Origin of the sequence: Pseudomonas sp. CF161 (assembly GCF_000416215.1) — a bacterium.
Classification (GTDB): Bacteria; Pseudomonadota; Gammaproteobacteria; order Pseudomonadales; family Pseudomonadaceae; genus Aquipseudomonas.
Genome location: NZ_ATLP01000039.1, coordinates 60,566 through 76,625, shown reverse-complemented (window position 1 = coordinate 76,625; position 16,060 = coordinate 60,566). Strand labels below are relative to the sequence as shown.

Genomic DNA, 16,060 nt, shown 5'->3' with positions numbered 1-16,060 from the left:
GCCTAGTGCCCGTGGCTGCGGCCGACATGGGAGTGCTCGGCGTCGCTGGGCGCGACCGAACCGCTGACTTCCAGGCGCTGCAAGATCCCGCATTGATCCAAGTCCGGTCCTTCGCAGCAGCGTTGGCGCAGGTCGAGCAGTTGTTCCTGCAGCGCCAGCAGGCCGTCGATGCGCAATTTGACGTGGTGGATGTGTTCGTCGATCAGGGCGTTGACGTTTTCGCACTGGCCTTGCGGGCTGTCGCGCAGGCCCAGCAGGCTGCGGATCTCCTCGAGGGTCATGTCGAGGCTGCGGCAATTGCGGATAAACGTCAGGCGTTCGGTGTGGGCCTGGGTGTAAAGACGGTAGTTGCCTTCGCTGCGAGCCGGTTCCGGCAGCAGCCCTTCGCGTTCGTAATAGCGGATGGTTTCGACCTGGCAGTCGGTCAGTTTCGCCAATTCACCGATTTTCATGGGGGCGTCTCGTTTTGGGTGCTTGACCCTATAGTGGCTACAGGGTGTTCACTTGGCAACAGGCACCTTTCATGGACGTCACCCCAATGAACAATTCGCTCCACACTTCCGGCAAGCCCCACGCTGATCACGATCAGATCACGCTCCACACTTCCGGCAAGCCCCACGCTGATCACGATCACGATCACGATCACGATCACGGCCAAGAGCCGAAGCTGCAGGCCATCCCCAAGCATGACCACGGCAGCCATGGCGATTCCTGCTGCTCCTCCAAGGTCGCGCCGTCACAGGTCCTGTTGAGCGCGACCATCAGCGCTAGCGCCCGCCTCAGCAGTTTTCGGATTGAAGCCATGGACTGTCCGACCGAGCAGACGCTGATCCAGAACAAACTGGGCAAGCTGGCCGGTGTGCAGCAATTGCAGTTCAACCTGATCAATCGGGTCCTGGGCGTCACCCACGACTTGCCGAGCACCGCGCCGATTATCGAAGCCATCAAGTCCCTGGGTATGCAGGCCGAGCCGATCGAGCAGGGCGCCGACGCCGAGCCGGCGGCGCCTGCAGTGAAGAAACACTGGTGGCCGCTGGCCCTGTCCGGCGTGGGGGCACTGGCCGCGGAGGTGATTCACTTCACCGACAGCGCGCCGTCCTGGGTGATTGCCCTGGTGGCGTTGGTGTCGATTCTCAGCGGTGGCCTGGGCACCTATAAAAAGGGCTGGATCGCCCTGAAGAACCTCAACCTCAACATCAACGCGCTGATGAGTATCGCGGTGACCGGCGCGGTGCTGATCGGCCAGTGGCCGGAAGCGGCGATGGTGATGTTCCTGTTCACCGTGGCCGAGCTGATTGAAGCGCGTTCCCTGGACCGGGCGCGCAACGCCATCGGCGGCCTGATGCAGATGACCCCGGAGCAGGTCACGGTGCAGTTGCCGGACGGAACTTGGGTCGAACGTGAAGCCAAAAGCATTGAACTCGGAGCCCTGGTCCGGGTGCGCCCTGGTGAGCGCATCGGCCTCGATGGCGAGGTGGTCTCTGGCAGTTCGACTATCGACCAGGCGCCGATTACCGGCGAGAGCCTGCCGATTGAAAAGACCGTGGGCGACAAGGTCTTCGCCGGCACCATCAACCAGGCCGGCTCCCTGGAATATAAAGTCACCGCCGCGGCCAACAACTCGACCCTGGCGCGGATCATCCACGCCGTGGAGCAGGCCCAGGGCGCACGGGCGCCAACCCAGCGCTTTGTCGACAAGTTCTCCACCATTTACACCCCGGTAGTCTTTGTTTTTGCCTTGGCCGTGGCGGTGATTCCGCCGCTGTTCATGGGCGCGGCCTGGTTCGACTGGATCTACCGTGCCCTGGTGCTGCTGGTGGTGGCGTGCCCGTGTGCTCTGGTGATTTCCACCCCGGTCACCATCGTCAGCGGCTTGGCCGCCGCCGCGCGCAAAGGGATCCTGGTCAAGGGCGGGGTGTACCTGGAGGGCGGTTACAAACTCGACTACCTGGCCCTGGACAAGACCGGCACCATCACCCACGGCAAGCCGGTGCAGACCGACTTCCTGCCCCTCGACCCCCTGGCCGAAAACACCGCGCCGGCATTGGCCGCCAGCCTGGCCGGGCGTTCGGACCACCCGGTGTCGCTGGCCATCGCCAATGCGGCTGTGGATAAAAACCTGGCGCTGCACGCTGTGGATAACTTCCAGGCCCTGGCCGGGCGCGGCGTGAGTGGTGAAATCAACGGTGAGCTGTACCACCTGGGCAACCACCGCCTGGTGGAAGAGCTGGGCCTGTGCTCGCCCGCCCTCGAGGAAAAACTCTTCGCCCTGGAAAAACAAGGCAAGACCGTGGTCCTGCTCCTCGACCGCTCCGGGCCGCTGGCGCTGTTTGCCGTGGCCGATACGGTCAAGGACAGCAGCCGCGAAGCCATCGCCCAGCTGCATGAGTTGGGGGTCAAGACCCTGATGCTGACCGGTGACAACCCGCACACTGCCCAGGCCATCGCGGCCCAGGTGGGCATCGACCAGGCGCGAGGCGACCTGCTGCCCACCGACAAGCTGCAAGCGATTGAAGCGCTGTATGCCCAGGGGCACCGCGTGGGCATGGTTGGCGACGGCATCAACGACGCGCCGGCCCTGGCCCGGGCCGAAATTGGTTTCGCCATGGCCGCCGCTGGCACTGACACCGCGATTGAAACCGCGGATGTCGCCCTGATGGACGATGATCTGCGCAAGATTCCGGCGTTTATCCGCCTGTCGCGCCAGACCTCGAATATCCTGGTGCAAAATATCGCCCTGGCGCTGGTGATCAAGGCGATCTTTCTTGGAGTAACCTTTGCCGGCCTGGCCACGATGTGGATGGCCGTCTTTGCCGACATGGGGGTCAGCCTGTTGGTGGTGTTCAATGGTTTGCGCCTCTTGCGCAAATAACGACGAGAGTGCGCAGTGCTGAGTGCCGAGCTGAAGGCTTTTTACATGGTCGCCCGCCTGGGCAGCATCACCCTGGCGGCGAAAAAGCTCGGCCTTAGCCAGCCGACGGTCACCACCCAGATTCGCCACCTGGAAAGCCAGTACGCGGTTGAGCTGTTCTACCGCGGCGGTCGCCGCCTGAGCCTGAGCGACGAGGGCGCGCGGCTGCTGCCGATGGTCAAGCAGTTGTTGCAGCAGGAGGCGGACATCGAGTTCTTCCTGCGTAACAGCGGCCAGATGCAGGGCAGCCTGCGCATCGCTGCCACCGCGCCGTATTACATCCTCGACCTGGTCAAAACCTTCCGCGAGCGCTTGCCCCAGGTCCAGGTGGCCGTGGAAATCGGCAATTCGCAGCAGGTGCTGGAGGCCCTGGAAGAGTACCGAGTGGACATCGCCGCGTCGTCGCAACTGCTCGAAGACCCACGCCTGATCCGCCGGGTGCTGGGCACCGACCCATTGGTGCTGGCGGTGCATCGCAACCATCCGCTGGCGGCGCTGGACCACGTGCCCCTGAGTGCATTGGCCGGGCATACCCTGCTGATGCGTGAAGCCGGCTCGACCACCCGCAGCCTGACCGAAGCACTGCTCAACAGCGCCCAGGTCAGCTTTGGCCCGCTGCTGGAGATCGGCAGCCGTGAGTCGATCCGCGAAGCCGTGCTGCGCAACATCGGCATCAGCATCATCGCCCGCCAGGAAGTGCCCCACGACCCGCAGTTGCGCGTGCTGACCTTCGAAAACGCGCCGCAGATCGCCGAGTACCTGTACTGCCTCAAGGAGCGCAAAAACGCGCGGCTGCCGGCGGCCTTCCTCGGGCTGGCCCAGGAAATGGCTGGCTGCTGAATCTGCCCTACCGGGTTGCCTGGCCCCGGGCCAACCCAAATCTGCCAATACCACTATCGGCAGCTTTTGCCTCGTTGCCACAGTAACTACGCATTCGTTCCCTAGGATGGCCTGCATCTGCTTGATGAGGCCCCTCCATGAACAACTCGATTGCCACTGCCCTGAGCAACCCCGGTGCACCGATGAAGGTGCGCGGTCTGCAGAAACGTTTTGGCGCCTTTGCGGCGCTGGATAACGTGTCCCTGGACGTGGCGGCCGGCGAGCTGGTGTGCCTGCTCGGCCCGTCCGGTTGCGGCAAGACCACGCTGCTGCGCTGCATCGCCGGCCTTGAGCGCCAGGACCAGGGCGAGTTGTACCTGGGTGAGCGCGATGTCTCGCGCCTGGCGCCCCAGGCTCGGGATTACGGGATCCTGTTCCAGTCCTACGCGCTGTTCCCCAACCTCAGTGTCGAGGCCAATATCGCCTACGGCCTGGCCGGCAGCGGGCGCGACGAGGTGCGCCAGCGGGTCGGGCAGATGCTTGAGCTGGTGGGCCTGACCGGCAGCGAAAAGAAGTACCCCGGCCAACTGTCCGGCGGCCAGCAGCAGCGGGTGGCCCTGGCCCGTGCTTTGGCTCCGGCGCCTTCCCTGTTATTGCTCGACGAGCCGATGTCGGCCCTGGATGCCCGGGTTCGCGAGCACCTGTGCACCGAGCTGCGCCAATTGCAGCGGCGCCTGGGCGTGACCACCTTGATGGTCACCCACAACCAGGACGAGGCCATGTTGATGGCCGACCGCATCGCGGTGATGAACAACGGCAAGGTCGAGCAGTACGCCACGCCCCAGGAAATCTACGACCGGCCGGCGACGCCTTTCGTCGCCGAGTTCGTCGGCCAGGGCAACTGGCTGCCCTTCAGCCGTAACAGCGAGAGCCATGCCCAGGTCGGCGGGATGAGCATGCGCCTGGCCGACAACAGCGGCAAAGCCGCGTCGGGCCGGCTGTTCTGCCGTCCGGAGGCGATCAGCGTCAACCCGCTGGTGCACGAGGAAAACCTGTTCCCGGCCAAGGTCCGTGAAATCACCTTCCTCGGTAACCGCTGCCGCATGAGTTTTGAGTTGGAGCATTTGCCCGGCCATGCGCTGCTCGCCGAACTGGCGCCCGAAGCCATGCCACGCCTGGGCGCGCAGAACATCATGGTCGCCCTGCCGCCGCGCAGCCTGCAGGTGTTTGCCTGATGGGCGCGCAGATCGCCCTGCCGCTGCCGGGCAAGCAGGTACGCCAGGCCTCCCGCGCCGAGCTGGGTGATCGGCTGTTTGTGGTCGGCGGCAAGGTCCTGCTCCTGTGCCTGCTGGGGGTTGCTGTGCTGATGCCGTTGCTGGCGATCTTCTGGCGTGGCTTCAGCAGTGAGGCCGGGCAGGGCGGTGGGCTGGTGGCGGCGCGGGAACTGCTGCGCAGCGAAAACTTCCACTGGTTGCTGGGCAACAGCCTGAAAGTCTCCCTCAGCGTGGCGGCCATCGTGGTCCCCCTGGCGTATCTGTTCGCCTACGCCCTGCAGCGCACCCTGATTCCGGGCAAGGCTGTCTGGCGCGGCCTGTCGCTGCTGCCGCTGATGGCGCCTTCGATGCTGCCGGGGATCGCCCTGGTGTATCTGTTCGGCAATCAGGGCCTGCTGCGCGGGCTGCTGTCAGACAACATCTACGGCTTCTGGGGGATTGTCCTGGGGGAGGTGATCTACACCTTTCCCCATGCCTTGATGATTTTGCTCTCGGCGCTGTCCCTGGCCGATGCGCGGCTGTTCGACGCGGCGTCGAGCATGGGCGCGAGCCCGGCCAAGGCCTTTCGCAGCATCACCTGGCCCGCGACCCGGCAAGCGGTGTTCGCCGCGTTCTGCCTGGTGTTCACCCTGACCATCACCGACTTCGGCGTGCCCGTGGTGGTCGGCGGCGACTATCAGGTGCTGGCACTGGAGGCCTACAAGGCGGTGGTCGGCCAGCAACAGTTCGGGCGCGGCGCCCTGATCGGCATGGTGTTGCTGCTGCCGGCGCTGTTCAGCTTCGCGGTCGATGCCTGGTTGCGCCGGCGCCATGGCGACTCCATGAGCGGCCGGGCCCAGGTCTTCAAGCCGCTGCCGAGTCGCGTCCGGGATGGCTGCTACCTGGCCATCGTGCTGCTGATCTGCGCGGCGTTGCTGCTGGTGTTCGGCATGGCGGTGTTCTCGTCGCTGGTCAAATTCTGGCCGTACAACCTGTCGCTCTCGCTCAATCACTATCAGTTCAGCGACACCGCCGGCGGTGGCTGGCTGGCCTACCGCAACAGCCTGACTATGGCCCTGTGCACCGCCCTGATCGGCAGCGGGCTGATTTTCACCGGCGCCTACCTGATGGAGAAGACCCAGGGGCAGCGCGGCCTGAACCTGCTGCTGCGCATGCTGAGCTTTGTGCCGATGGCAGTGCCGGGCCTGGTCCTGGGCCTGGGCTACGTGTTCTTTTTCAACCTCAACGGCAACCCGCTGCATGTGTTCTACGGAACCATGAGCCTGCTGGTGGTGTGCACCATTGCTCACTATTTGACCACCGCGCAGATGACCGCCACCACCGCCCTGCGCCAGCTCGATGCCGAGTTCGAAGCCGCCGCACTGTCGCTCAAGGCGCCGCTGTACCGGCACTACTGGCGGGTCACGCTGCCGATCTGCCTGCCGGCGCTGCTGGACATCGTGCGCTACCTGTTCGTCTCGGCCATGACCACGGTGTCGGCGGCGATCTTCCTCTACAGCCCGGACACCATTCTCGCCGCCGTCGCCGTGCTGAACATGGACGACGCCGGCAACGTCGGCGGCGCGGCGGCCATGTCGACCCTGATCCTCTTCACCTCGGCCGGCGTTTCGCTGCTGCTGGCCTGGGCCTCGCGCGGTTTGCTGCGCCGCTCCCAGGCCTGGCGCCAGACCGCGCCGGGCCACTGATTTCGTCCCTCCACCCACACTCATTAAAAGGAACCGCACCATGTTCAAGCCCCTGGCTCTTGCCGCTGCTGTCCTCACCGCCTTCAGCCTGAATGCCTTTGCCGCCAAGACCGAGTTGACGGTGTACACCGCCCTCGAAGCCGAGCAGTTGAAGTCCTACAAGCAAGCCTTCGAAAAGGCCAACCCGGACGTCGAGATCAAGTGGGTGCGCGATTCCACCGGGATCATCACCGCCAAGCTGCTGGCGGAAAAAGCCCGGCCACAGGCCGATGCGGTCTGGGGCCTGGCGGCGTCGAGCCTGGCGATCCTCGATCAACAGGGCATGCTGCAAAGCTACGCGCCCAAGGACCTGGGCCAGATCGGGCCCAACTACCGCGACGCCGCCAACCCGCCCGCCTGGGTCGGGATGGACGTGTGGGCCGCGACTATCTGCTTCAACACCGTGGAAGCCGAGAAGCAGGGCCTGACCAAGCCGGTGAGCTGGCAGGACCTGACCAAGCCCGAGTACAAGGGCAAGATCGTGATGCCCAACCCGGCGTCCTCCGGCACCGGCTTCCTCGATGTCAGCGCCTGGTTGCAGACCTTTGGCGAGAAGCAGGGCTGGCAGTACATGGATGAGCTGCACCAGAACATCGGCCAGTACGTCCACTCCGGTTCCAAGCCGTGCAAGCTGGCCGCTGCCGGCGAATTCCCGATCGGCATTTCCTTCGAATACCCGGCGGTGCAGCTCAAGCGCCAGGGCGCGCCGCTGGATATCGTGCTGCCCAAAGAGGGCCTGGGCTGGGAAATCGAAGCCACCGCGGTGATCAAGGGCACCCCTTATGAAGAGGCGGCGAAGAAACTCGCCGACTTCTCCGCCAGCCCGGCGGCGATGGAGCTGTACAAGGAAAACTTTGCCGTGCTGGCCCAGCCGGGCATCGCCAAGCCGCAGACCGAACTGCCGGCCGACTATGAGCAGCGCCTGATCAAGAACGACTTCGCCTGGGCTTCGAAGAACCGCGACCAGATCCTTGCCGAATGGCGCAAGCGCTACGACGGCAAGTCGGAAAAAGTGGCGGCGCAGTAAGCGCCAGGGACGCCCCCTGCGGGCCAAGGGCCTGTCAGGGGGAGGACGAGTGGCTTTTTGTGGCGCGGGAGCGTGCTCCCGCTGGAGTGGACAGCACTCCTGACAGCAGAGCTTGCGGTGTGTTTGAAGCGCCGCAGTACCTGGGTTGGGACCGCTGCGCGGTCCAGCGGGAGCAAGCTCCCGCGCCACGTCCGCCTAATCTTTTCAGGACACGTACATGACTCGACACAGCGACATGCTGATTATCGGCGCCGGCATCCTGGGCCTGTCCCACGCCTATGCGGCCGCCAAGCGCGGCCTGCGGGTGCGGGTATTCGAGCGCAGCGCCACGCCCCTGGGCGCCTCGGTGCGCAACTTCGGCCAGGCCCTGGTCACCGGCCAGCCGCCGGGCATCATGCTTGAGCTGGCCCGGGCCAGCCGGGAGATCTGGGGTGACTGGGCGCAGCTGGCGGGGTTGCAGCTCAAGCGCAATGGCTCCTACCTGTTTGCCCGCAGCGAGGCCGAAGAGCATCTGCTGCAAGCCTTCTGCAATGGGCGTGCGGTGGAGCACGGCTATCGGGTCGAGCTGCTGCGGGGCGCGGCCCTGAATGACCTGTACGGCGGCCAGTTTCGTCATCATCGCGCGGCGCTCCATGGCCTGGACGACCAGCAGCTGTATTCCCGCGAGGCGATTCCGGCGCTGATCGAGTACCTGCGCCGCGACCTGGGGGTGGAGTTTCATTTTTCGACCCTGGTCCGCGACATCGAACCCGGGCAGTTGCACAGCACCGCCGGGACCTTTCGTGGCACGCAGATCGTGCTCTGTTCCGGCCACGACTATCAGACTCTGCTCGCCGAACCCCTGGCCCGGCTCGAGCCGCAAATCTGCCGCCTGCAAATGCTCCGCGCCCGGCCCCAGGTCGACCTGAAGCTGCAGCACGCGCTGCTCACCGGCCTGAGTTGCGTGCACTACGGTGCGTTTTCCGACTTGCCGCAAGCGGCGGCGGTACAGGCGCAAATCCTGGCTCAGGCGCCCCATCTGCATGAGCATGGCATTCACCTGCTGATCAGCCCGACGCCCTACGGTGAGTTGATCATCGGCGATTCTCACGATTACGGGCGGGATCCGTCGCCATTCAATGCCGAACAGGTGGACGACTGGATGATCGAGCTGGCCGAGCAGACCCTGGGCTGCAAGGTTCAGGTGCTGGAGCGCTGGCAGGGCGTGTATGGCGCGCGCGGGCAGCAGCCGTTTTCGTTCCTGCAGGCGGCGCCGGGGGTGCATGCGTCGCTGATGCACACCGGGGTGGGGATGAGCGTTGGCCCGGCCATGGCGGAAAGCAATATCGCCCGCCTGCTGGGAGAAAGCTGATGGAGCATCAGGCCCGGGCGGTTGCCGAGGTGTTTGCGCTGTACGAGCGCTTTGGCGACCACGATTACATCGGCGAGCCGGTGTCGCAGATCGAGCACATGTCCCAGGCGGCGCAACTGGCCATGGCCGAAGGCTTTGACGATGAAGTGGTGTTGGCGGCGTTCTTTCACGATATCGGGCACATTTGCGCCGAAGAGGCGGCAACCATGGATGGTTTTGGCGCGGTCAGCCATGAGCGCCTCGGTGCTGATTATCTGCGTCGGATCGGTTTTAGCGAGCGACTGGCGCGGCTGGTGGAGTATCACGTGCAGGCCAAGCGCTACCTGACCCTCAAGGAGCCGGGTTATTACCAGCGCCTGAGCGAAGCCAGCCGCCGGACCCTGGAGTTCCAGGGCGGGGTGATGAGTGCGCAGGAGGCGACGGCTTTCGAGCAGGACCCGCTATGGTCCATCAGCCTGCGCCTGCGGCACTGGGACGAACAGGCCAAGGAACTGTGGGTGCCGGTGATTGATATGCAGATCCTCAAGGACAAGGCGCTGGCCTTGCTGGCGCCGCTGCCGCTGGGTGGTTTGGGCGCCGAGGTTATGCCGGGGGAAGCACGTCGTGGGTGATGGCCAGCGCAGCCTCGTGCTTCGGCAGCGGCTACGGGGGTTACAACGTTTGGGCCAGTAGCTCGATCTGTTCCTGGCGTTCTGCCTGACTCAAGCGCGGCTGAGGGTTGAGGGACGACCACTGAGGATGGGCCCGGGCCTTGTGCAGGGCTTCGGGCAGTTTGCCTTCGCGCCAGCTTTTGTCCTCTGGCGTCGCCACCTGGATGCTGTCCATGGCCGCATGCCCGCGCTGGTTCAGGGCCTGCACCAATTGCCGTTGGCGCAATGCCAGCAGGCGCAGCACGCTGTCGTCCACGGTCAGTTCGCGCTGGCCCTTGATCTTGCCCAGCAGGCGGCTGCCATAACTGCGGGCGGTTTGCAGGGCGCCGCCGGCAATCGCACCGGCCAGCGCCGCCGCGCCCAGGGTCAGGCCGCCCACCAGCAGGTCGACGCCAGCCCCGGCGGCGGCCCCGGCCGCGATTCCGCTACCGACCCGAACCCCCAGTTGCTTGAGGGTTTCCGGGTTGAACAGGTCGTCGCCCCAGCGTCCGTCCAGCAACGGCAGGTCGCTGGCGGCGGCGTCTCCGGTGCGAAAGGCATAGAGCTTGAGCAGGGCTTCGACACAACGCTGTTCCCGTTGGCGGATGGCGCTGCGCAGTTCGCCGATGGCCTGTTGTTCCAGCGCCGCATCGCTGGCCACGCTGCGGCGGCAGGCCGCGCAATCAATCAGCAGTTCGGCAATCAGCCGCTTCGCGCTCTGCTCGCGGGCCTGGCGTTGCGCCTGTTGGTCGGCAACCAGCCGTTCCAGTTGCGGGCGCGAGCTTTCCAGGAGCAGGGCCAGGCTTTCATACAGCCTGCGCTCGCCGTCTTCCGGTGGCGCCACGCTGTCAAAACGCACCAGGGCGTGCAGCCCGAGCCGTGCCAGGGCTTCGCGCCAGTCGGGTTCGCGGTGGCTGGCGCTGCTGACAAAATTCAGCACCGGCAGCAGCGGCTTGCCACAGCTGGCCAGCACTTGCAGCTCATCGCGGTACTTGGCAAGCACCGGCTCGCGGGCGTCGATCACATACAGCCCGGCATCCGAAGCCAGCAACTGGCGCAGAACCTTGGCCTCCTGCTCGAAGCGCTGGCGGGCTTCGCTGCCTTCAAGAAACCGCGTCAGCCGCGCCGGGCCATCCAGGCGTTCGCCCGGGCGCTCCAGGCGTTCGAGGTAGTCGAGCAAGGCGATGGCGTCCTCCAGCCCGGGCGTGTCGTACAGCTCCAGCAGGGCTTCGCCGTCCACCGACAAGCGCGCGCCCTCGACATGCCGGGTGGTGCTCGGCCGGTGGGAGACTTCGCCGAAGCCGACATCGCGGGTCAGGGTGCGCAGCAGCGAGGTCTTGCCGACGTTGGTGTGGCCGACCACCGCCAGTTTCAGGGGCGGTTTGCGGGTATCAGTCATGACCGGTCTCCAGCCAACTCAAGGGGGCGCCATCGCTGAAGGGCAATTCCAATTGCTGCAGCGCAGCGTGCCAGTCGCCCAGGCGTTCGGCGTCCAGGGCCTGGCCGGGTGGCGCCGGCAGCAACCAGACGCGGCTGGCACCGGCATTGCGCGCCAGTTCGGCGATCAGCGCCAGGCTGCCGCGATCCGGCGAGCGCCGCGGGTCGCAGGCGATGGCCAGGCGCGCCGGGGGGAAGCGGGTCATTTGTTCGAGGAGTTTTTGGCGCGACTCGCGGCTGTCGAGGATGCCGGCGTCTTTCACGCCGTGAGGCAATGGCGGCGGCCAGGGGTATTGGTCGTCGAGTTCGATGGCCACCAGCAGGGCGCCGTCGCTGTCCAGGGTGCCGGTCGCGCCTTCGACACGATGCAACTGCTGTGGGGCGGCATCCTTGACTCCCAGGCGTTCGCTGCTCGGCATCAGCGCTTCGCGCAGTGGGCTGTAACCCGGCAGGTTGAGGTCCAGGCTCAGGGCTGCGCGGCCACGCTTCCAGCGCCACAGGCACAGCAGGGCCAGCAGCAGGCGCGGCAGCAGGCCGTAAACCAGCACCACGCCGACCAGCCATGCAGCCCAGGCCTGGCGGGCGCTTTCAATGTTCAGGGCGCTGTCGCCACTGGCGCGGATCATGGCCTCGCTGGGGAGGCTGAAGCCGATCAGCGCGGGCAGGGCGCCCAGGGCCTGGGTCAGGGCGACGAAGGTGTCGCCGCGCAATAGGGTGGTTTCCCAGACAAAACCGTAGCGCCGGGTGGCCATCAGCGTCAGCAACAGCACCAAGGCGCTGAGCATCGCCAGCAGCCACAGGCCATGCACCAGCAGGCCGATGGCCCAGCGATTGAGTTTTTGCCGTTGCAGCAACAGCAGCAGGGCCGGCGCCAGTTGCGCGGCCTTGGCGTCGCGCGCGAGTTTTTCGCTGAGCCACAGCCACAAACGGCCAAGGCTGGCGCCGTGTTCGCCGGCGAACAGCAGGCCCAGGGCCCAGCTCAGGAGCAGGATCAGGTTCAGGCCGAGCAGGCTGCCCAGGGCCCAGAACACGTTGACCGGGCGCTGGCCGTCACCGAGGGCGGCGAATGCCAGGCCGGCACCGCTGATGATCGCCAGCAGCGCCATTGCCAGCAGCGCCAGGCGCGCGCCTTGCAGCCAGTGGCGCAGGGCCTGGCTCAGGCCATCGCGCTCGGCCAGCCAGCGGGCGCGGGCGTGGACCCGGGTTGCCAGGTCGCCGCCTGAGTGGCGGGCCAGGCGATTGGCTTCCTGATCCTCCAGTGGGCCGGCGTGTTCCTCGCGCAGGCGCACGGTTTCGGTGAGCCAGAGTTGTTGCAGGGGCGTCAGGTCTGTCACACGGTGGTCCGTTGCTCAAATGTGCGCTGAGCATAACCGCTGTCACGCCGATCGGGGTACGTGGCGAGGCCGCGAGCCTCTGGTATCCTCGCCGCCATGAAAAAAACTCTCCCCCTCAGCCTGATCGCAGCCCTCGGTGAAAACCGCGTGATCGGCGTCGACAACAGCATGCCCTGGCACTTGCCGGGGGATTTCAAATACTTCAAGGCCACCACCCTGGGCAAGCCGATCATCATGGGGCGCAAGACCTGGGACTCCCTGGGTCGGCCGCTGCCGGGTCGCTTGAACATTGTGGTCAGCCGTCAGGCCGATTTGCAGCTCGAAGGGGCCGAGGTCTTTGCGTCGCTGGAGGCCGCCGTGGCCAGGGCCGAGGAATGGGCGCTGGAGCAGGGCGCCAGCGAGCTGATGCTGATTGGCGGGGCGCAGTTGTACGGCCAAGGGCTGGAGCACGCCGACCGCCTGTACCTGACCCGCGTGGCGTTGAGCCCGGAGGGCGACGCGTGGTTCCCCGAGTTCGATCAGCAGCAGTGGCAATTGGTGTCCGACCTGCCGACCCCGGCTGAAGGGGGCAAGCCGGCTTATAGTTTTGAGGTTTGGGAGCGGCGGTAGCGGCTGGCGTGAGGCTGCAATCTCTGTGTGCCTGACACTCTCACGTCGTCCATTCTGGCCAGCGAGCGGCTACAGGTGAAGAACCTCTGTAGCCGCTGCCGCCAGGCTCGGGCCGCGTTCGGACGCTGGCCCTGAGCAGCAGCATCACTGTGACTGACACTCCCACGCCGCCCATCCTGGCCAGCGCCGCCTCGCGTTGCTCGGCAGCGGCAGTCAGGCTTGGGCCAGTTCTTCGTGTTCGTCGGCGTTGAGCAGGGTTTTGTCGGTTTGTGCCATGACTTGGCTGGTGATGGCGCCGGCGGTGATCGAGCCGCTGACGTTGAGGGCGGTGCGGCCCATGTCGATCAGCGGTTCCACCGAAATCAGCAGCGCCACCAGGGACACCGGCAAGCCCATGGCCGGCAGCACGATCAGCGCGGCAAAGGTCGCACCGCCGCCCACCCCGGCTACGCCTGCCGAACTCAGGGTCACGATGGCTACCAGAGTCGCGATCCACAGCGGGTCCAGCGGGTTGATGCCCACGGTCGGGGCCACCATCACCGCCAGCATCGCCGGGTACAGGCCGGCACAGCCGTTCTGGCCGATGGTGGCGCCAAACGAGGCGGAAAAGCTGGCGATGGACTGCGGGATCCCCAGGCGCCGGGTCTGGGCTTCGATGCTCAGCGGGATGCTCGCGGCACTGGAGCGGCTGGTGAAGGCGAAGGTCAGCACCGGCCAGATCTTGCGGAAGAAGCGCAGCGGGTTGATCCCGGCCAGGGACACCAGCACGCCGTGGACCACGAACATCAGGCCCAGGCCGAGGTAGGACACCACCACAAAACTGCCGAGCTTGATGATGTCCTGCAGGTTGGAGCCGGCCACCACCTTGGTCATCAGCGCCAGCACACCGTAGGGCGTGAGCTTCATTACCAGGCGCACCAGGCGGGTGACCCAGGCTTGCAGGGTGTCGATGGCGTTGACCACTTTCTGGCCTTTCTCGACATCGTCCTTAAGCAGCTGCAGCGCGGCGACGCCGAGGAAGGCGGCGAAGATCACCACGCTGATGATCGAGGTCGGCTTGGCCCGGGCCAGGTCGGCGAAGGGGTTCTGCGGAATGAACGACAGCAGCAACTGCGGCACATTGAGGTCGGCGACCTTGCCCGCGTAATCGCTCTGGATCACTTGCAGGCGGGCCATTTCCTGGGTGCCGGCCACCAGGCCTTCGGCGGTGAGGCCGAACAGGTTGGTCAGGCCGATACCGATCAGGGCGGCAATTGCGGTGGTGAACAGCAGGGTGCCGATGGTCAGGAAGCTGATCTTGCCCAGGGACGAGGCGTTATGCAGGCGGGCCACGGCGCTGAGGATCGACGCGAACACCAGCGGGATCACGATCATTTGCAGCAACTGCACGTAGCCGTTGCCGACCAGGTCGAACCAGCCGATCGAGGCCTTGAGCACCGGGTTGCCCGCGCCATAGATACTGTGCAGCGCGACCCCGAACAGCACGCCGAGGACCAGTGCCAGCAGCACTTTCTTGGCCAGGCTCCAGGAGCTGTGGCGGGTTTGCGCCAGGCCCAGCAGCAAGGCGAGGAATACCAGCAGATTGAGGATCAGCGGCAGATTCATTGAAGCTCCGAAAAGATAGGTGCCAATCGCGTGTGCCTGCGATTGCGAACCGGAAATCCTAACAGCTTGATAACTAAAAGATTTAATACCAAAAAAGCAGGTGGACTGTCGTTTTTGGAATAAGCGGCTGGCGCGCAGACGAATGTCGGTGACGGAATCAGGACGCAGGCGGTCGCGTCGAGACGAGGATCGTCACACTTATTTGTTAGCGTCGATCTCTTTGAATCAGGGAGAACCGCCGATGAAACTTGCTCCGAAATTTCTGGCTGTCGCACTCTGCCTGGGCCTGGCTGGCCAGGCCCTTGCCGCTACCGAACTCAAGCACTGGCCGGCGGCGCAGGCCAAGCAGCTGGACGCGATGATCGCGGCCAACGCCAACAAGGGTAACTACGCGGTGTTCGACATGGACAACACCAGTTACCGCTACGACCTGGAAGAATCCCTGCTGCCCTTTATGGAGAACAAGGGCCTGATCACCCGCGAGACCCTCGACCCGTCACTGAAACTGATGCCGTTCAAGGACACCGCCGAGCACAAGGAAAGCCTGTTCAGCTACTACTACCGCCTGTGTGAAGTCGACGACATGGTCTGCTACCCCTGGGTCGCGCAAGTGTTCTCGGGGTTTACCCTCAAGGAACTCAAGGGCTACGTCGACGAGCTGATGGCGTCCGGCAAGCCGGTGCCGAGCACCTACTACGACGGTGACGTGGTCAAGACCATCGAGGTCAACCCGCCCAAGGTCTTCACCGGCCAGGCCGAGCTGTACAACAAGCTGATGGAGAACGGCATCGAGGTCTACGTGATGACCGCCGCGTCCGAAGAGCTGGTGCGCATGGTCGCCGCCGATCCCAAGTACGGCTACAACGTCAAGCCGCAGAACGTGATCGGCGTGACCACCCTGCTCAAGGACCGTAAGACCGGCGCCCTGACCACCGCGCGCAAACAGATCACCGACGGCAAGTATGACGAGAAGGCCAACCTCGGCCTGGAGCTGACCCCCTACCTGTGGACCCCGGCCACCTGGATGGCCGGCAAGCACGCGGCGATCCTGACCTACATCGACGAATGGAAGAAACCGGTGCTGGTGGGCGGCGACACCCCGACCAGCGACGGCTACATGCTGTTCCACGATGTCGACGTGGCCAAGGGTGGCATCCACCTGTGGATCAATCGCAAGGACAAGTACATGACCCAGCTCAACGGCATGATGGCCAAGCACGCCGCGGCCCAGGCCAAGGAAGGGCTGCCGGTGACCGCCGACAAGAACTGGGTGATCGTCAAGCCCGAGGACATTCAGTAACCAACCCGGTCACCGACGCCGGATCCTGCAGCCTCCGGTT

At 65.2% G+C, this 16,060-nt stretch carries 13 protein-coding genes; 9 read left to right on the top strand and 4 right to left on the bottom strand.

All coding sequences use genetic code 11. The annotated features are described in order from the left end of the window. Positions 1–2: 2 nt before the first annotated feature. Positions 3–452: a Cd(II)/Pb(II)-responsive transcriptional regulator gene (gene cadR / locus CF161_RS06975; RefSeq protein ID WP_020295860.1), complete on the bottom strand. Its 450-nt coding sequence runs from the start codon at positions 450–452 to the stop codon at positions 3–5. 86 nt (positions 453–538) lie between these two features. On the opposite strand from cadR, the gene CF161_RS06970 reads away from it, so the two are divergent. From CF161_RS06970 to CF161_RS06940, 7 genes are all read left to right on the top strand, one after another. Further along, positions 539–2,872: a heavy metal translocating P-type ATPase gene (locus CF161_RS06970; protein WP_020295859.1), complete on the top strand. Its 2,334-nt coding sequence runs from the start codon at positions 539–541 to the stop codon at positions 2,870–2,872. A gap of 15 nt (positions 2,873–2,887) precedes the next feature. Continuing rightward, a complete protein-coding gene (locus tag CF161_RS06965; RefSeq protein WP_020295858.1) occupies positions 2,888–3,751 on the top strand; it encodes a LysR family transcriptional regulator in 864 nt (287 codons plus the stop codon). 137 nt (positions 3,752–3,888) lie between these two features. Beyond that, positions 3,889–4,965 (top strand): putative 2-aminoethylphosphonate ABC transporter ATP-binding protein, encoded by a 1,077-nt coding sequence (locus CF161_RS06960; RefSeq protein ID WP_020295857.1) that lies wholly within the window; start codon positions 3,889–3,891, stop codon positions 4,963–4,965. Continuing rightward, positions 4,965–6,689: a putative 2-aminoethylphosphonate ABC transporter permease subunit gene (locus CF161_RS06955; RefSeq protein ID WP_020295856.1), complete on the top strand. Its 1,725-nt coding sequence runs from the start codon at positions 4,965–4,967 to the stop codon at positions 6,687–6,689. The genes CF161_RS06960 and CF161_RS06955 overlap by 1 nt, the downstream gene beginning before the upstream one ends. A 40-nt stretch (positions 6,690–6,729) precedes the next feature. Next, positions 6,730–7,755, top strand: coding sequence for a putative 2-aminoethylphosphonate ABC transporter substrate-binding protein (locus tag CF161_RS06950; protein WP_020295855.1), 1,026 nt, complete (start codon positions 6,730–6,732; stop codon positions 7,753–7,755). 217 nt (positions 7,756–7,972) lie between these two features. After that, positions 7,973–9,106, top strand: coding sequence for a TIGR03364 family FAD-dependent oxidoreductase (locus tag CF161_RS06945; RefSeq protein ID WP_020295854.1), 1,134 nt, complete (start codon positions 7,973–7,975; stop codon positions 9,104–9,106). Next, positions 9,106–9,717 (top strand): phosphonate degradation HD-domain oxygenase, encoded by a 612-nt coding sequence (locus tag CF161_RS06940; RefSeq protein WP_020295853.1) that lies wholly within the window; start codon positions 9,106–9,108, stop codon positions 9,715–9,717. The genes CF161_RS06945 and CF161_RS06940 overlap by 1 nt, the downstream gene beginning before the upstream one ends. A 40-nt stretch (positions 9,718–9,757) precedes the next feature. Here CF161_RS06940 and CF161_RS06935 read toward each other — a convergent pair whose 3' ends face one another. Then, positions 9,758–11,134: a GTPase/DUF3482 domain-containing protein gene (locus CF161_RS06935; protein ID WP_020295852.1), complete on the bottom strand. Its 1,377-nt coding sequence runs from the start codon at positions 11,132–11,134 to the stop codon at positions 9,758–9,760. Continuing rightward, entirely contained in the window at positions 11,127–12,506 is a 1,380-nt protein-coding gene (locus tag CF161_RS06930; protein ID WP_020295851.1) for a DUF2868 domain-containing protein, read from the bottom strand. Before CF161_RS06930 ends, CF161_RS06935 begins: the two co-directional genes overlap by 8 nt. A gap of 96 nt (positions 12,507–12,602) precedes the next feature. Here CF161_RS06930 and CF161_RS06925 point away from each other — a divergent pair, with 96 nt between their 5' ends. Beyond that, positions 12,603–13,115, top strand: coding sequence for a dihydrofolate reductase (locus tag CF161_RS06925; RefSeq protein WP_020295850.1), 513 nt, complete (start codon positions 12,603–12,605; stop codon positions 13,113–13,115). A 213-nt stretch (positions 13,116–13,328) separates the two neighbouring features. Here the strand turns inward: CF161_RS06925 and CF161_RS06920 are convergent, their stop codons facing one another. Continuing rightward, a complete protein-coding gene (locus CF161_RS06920; protein WP_020295849.1) occupies positions 13,329–14,720 on the bottom strand; it encodes an L-cystine transporter in 1,392 nt (463 codons plus the stop codon). Positions 14,721–14,961: 241 nt separating this feature from the next. On the opposite strand from CF161_RS06920, the gene CF161_RS06915 reads away from it, so the two are divergent. Beyond that, a complete protein-coding gene (locus CF161_RS06915; RefSeq protein ID WP_020295848.1) occupies positions 14,962–16,020 on the top strand; it encodes a hypothetical protein in 1,059 nt (352 codons plus the stop codon). The last annotated feature ends 40 nt before the right edge of the window (positions 16,021–16,060 follow it).